Origin of the sequence: Pseudomonas sp., from assembly GCF_049645325.1 — a bacterium.
GTDB lineage: Bacteria > Pseudomonadota > Gammaproteobacteria > Pseudomonadales > Pseudomonadaceae > Aquipseudomonas.
The window spans coordinates 1-2,952 of sequence record NZ_JBARTQ010000658.1; the positions used below are offsets into that span (position 1 = coordinate 1).

A 2,952-nucleotide genomic window follows, 5' to 3' on the forward strand; every position below is an offset into this window, starting at 1 on the left:
TGAACAAGGCCAGGTAGTGTTCTGGCCTGGTTGGGGGGTTACACCTTGAGGATTTTGCCGCTGATGGCCACACCGGCCAGCAACACCGCGACCAGCACAAAGGCGGTGCTCAGGCTGCTACCGTGAGCGATAAAGCCAATCACCGCAGGCCCGGCGAGAATGCCGGCGTAACCCAGGGTGGTGATGGCTGGCACCGCGATGTGTTCCGGCATGACTTTTTGCTTGCCGACGGCGGTGTACAACACCGGCACGATATTCGAACAACCTGCCCCCACCAGGGCATACCCCAGCAGCGCGGTTTCCCAGGCGGGTATCAAGGTGGCGAGCAACATGCCCGCAGTGGCCAGCGCGCCACCGATCACGATCACCCGGGCCGCGCCCAGACGTCGCACAATGGCATCACCGGTCAGGCGCCCAGCGGTCATGGTCAAGGCGAAGGCCGCGTAGCCAAGGCCAGCGTACGCTTCATCAAGGCCACGCTCGGCGCTGAGGAACACCGCGCTCCAATCCAGCACGGCGCCTTCGGCCAGAAATACGATGCAGCACAGGCAGCCAATAAACAGCACCACGCCATGCGGCACGGCAAACGCCGGGCCCGAGCTTTCACTGCCATAGGGCAACAAGTGCGGCCCGGCCTTGAGCAACGCCAGCGCCATGATCACAATCACCACCAGGGTTGCCTGCAGTGGCGAAAAGCCCAGCCCCAGCAACCCGGCAACGCCAGCCGCGCCGACGATGCCGCCCAGGCTGAACAAGCCATGGAAGCCCGACATCATGGTTTTGCCACTGGCGCGCTCAACGATCACCGCTTGCAGGTTGACCGTCGAGTCCACGGTGCCCAGGCCGGCGCCAAACAGGAACAACCCGACCATCAGTAAAGGTATTGAACTGACGGTGGCGAGCATCGGCAAGGCCAGGCAGATCACGATCGTGCCGCCGGTCAGCACCCGTCGACAGCCAAAACGCGAAGCCAGTGCGCCGGCTACCGGCATGGCAATGATCGAACCCACCCCAAGGCACAACAGCAGCAGGCCAAGCGTGCCTTCATTGAGTTGCGCACGCGCCTTGGCATACGGCACCAGTGGCGCCCAGGCCGCAATGCCGAAGCCTGCGATAAAAAAAGCGATGCGAGTCGACATTTGCTCCAGCCGCCCGGGTACCACGGGCGCTGGAGTGGGGATGGCAGTCATGAAAAATCCTTGGTTTTGCGTTCAACGAACGATGTCCGGCGAGACATCCTTGCACATCAGGCCGTGTGGGGCGAGCGGGGTTCCGTTTGGTTTGCGGGTTCAGGTGAGGTCATGACTTATATTTTTACAGACTTGTTTTTCACCTCAAGGAACGCGTTGGGCGGTGACGGCCACAAAGAGGCGATCAAACCTGCGGGCGGTGGGGTGGAGGGTGAGTCATTATTGTATGAACCGATGAACCCCAGGGTTCGTGCGTGAGTTACCGCCGTTCAGTCCTCCTCCCACAGGTTTGTGTTTCTGTAATACGCTGGCGCCCGGCATGTAGGTAACTGGACGGGTGGACGGATGAAAATTCTCAGGTGGCTGGCAAGATGACCCGTTTCTATGACGCGCGCGGCAATATCTACGGGGTGGTCAGCCCGGCCTTTTTAATAAGCCGGGGCGTTGACGTGCCCGAGCGCGCCGACCTGGCTGCTGTCACACGCAAAGATTGGGCGACATCGGCCATCGCGTCCGAATGTGGTTGGGGCACGTTGCCGCGCGCGGCCGATGCCAAGGCGCACCGCTGCGATGGCTTGCTGGTCGGTCCCTTCCAGTCTGCGCCGCCGTTTGACGTGCTGATCGTCAACACGGACGGCTCACTCGCCGAACGCAGCGGCAACGGCCTGACGATTTTTGCCCAGGCACTGACTGACCAAGGGTTGATGACCCAAGGCTGCGAACTGAGGGTGCACCACGATCAGTCATCGGCCGCGTCTCCGGTGGTAACCGCTGTGGAGCCTGCGGTCGTTGACCATGTCGCGGGATTCTGGCTGGCGCTGGGGCGTCCGACGTTCGGGCCAACGGCGGTGAGGGCCGAGGGGGTTGATGCCGTTCATCATGAGTTCAGCCACGTGCCCGCACTGGCGGCGATCAACCCGCAGTGGGCGCGCAGCCAGTTTGTGCGAGTGGGCAACCCTCATTGCGTGACGCTGGTGGCGCACGCTGATGCACTGCCAGACAACCCTTCGATGCGCCAGCCCTCACTGTTCGAGCCGTTGCAGGCAATTGCTTTTGCACCACCCGCCGGGCGCGGCCAACCCTGTGTCGCCGGTGTCAATTTGCAATGGGCCGTTCGTTCACGTGGCAATCAGGTCATCGCACGGGTATTCGAACGGGGTGAAGGGCCCACCGCGTCCTCGGGAACCAGCGCGTGTGCCGTGGCTTGCGCGGCGTGGCGGGCGGGTTGGGTCGAGAGCGGGGAAGTGGCTGTGGTGATGCCAGGTGGCACGGCGCCGGTACGGTTGCAGAGCCAGGGTCAAACCTTGCTGAGCGTCAGCCTGTTCGGGGCTGCACGGCCACAAAACTGAACTGGGCTAACAGCTGATAGCTTAAGTAAGTGTCAGCTGTTTCCTTATCGAGTAGTTAAGTTAGAAAAGTTAATGTGGGAAGTTTCTTGTTGTTTAACGCCGTTTAATTTCTCGCCTGTCTTATTTTGTAAAAGCCCCTTCCGACCACACCGTACGAAACGTCCTTTTTGTTATTGGCACGGCCGAACTACGCCTCGAATCGCTAAGCTTTACGGTGTTCAGGCGCTTTTCCCCCGCACTTCAATCTGCAGTCAAGATGGGGAGAAGCCTTTCGGTCACCGATTTGATGGCGGGTAACTACGGATGGTTGATGGGTGTGTTTCATCACGTTTTAAATTGGATCTTCCAGCAATAACGGGCGACTTTCAGGTGCTGGCTTTTAACGGCAGTGAAGTGCTTGATCAGCCCTATTA

General features: G+C 60.4%; 3 protein-coding genes. 2 read left to right on the top strand and 1 reads right to left on the bottom strand.

Annotated features, from left to right (window positions below; genetic code table 11):
* Window positions 1-38: 38 nt before the first annotated feature.
* Entirely contained in the window at window positions 39-1,190 is a 1,152-nt protein-coding gene (locus tag WBB95_RS28180; protein ID WP_424490559.1) for an MFS transporter, read from the bottom strand.
* Between the two features lie 111 nt (window positions 1,191-1,301).
* Between WBB95_RS28180 and WBB95_RS28185 the strand changes: the two genes are divergently transcribed.
* Window positions 1,302-1,448, top strand: a complete 147-nt coding sequence (locus WBB95_RS28185; protein WP_424490560.1) for a hypothetical protein — start codon at window positions 1,302-1,304, stop codon at window positions 1,446-1,448.
* A gap of 113 nt (window positions 1,449-1,561) precedes the next feature.
* Window positions 1,562-2,539 (top strand): diaminopimelate epimerase, encoded by a 978-nt coding sequence (locus WBB95_RS28190; protein ID WP_424490561.1) that lies wholly within the window; start codon window positions 1,562-1,564, stop codon window positions 2,537-2,539.
* Window positions 2,540-2,952: the final 413 nt, after the last annotated feature.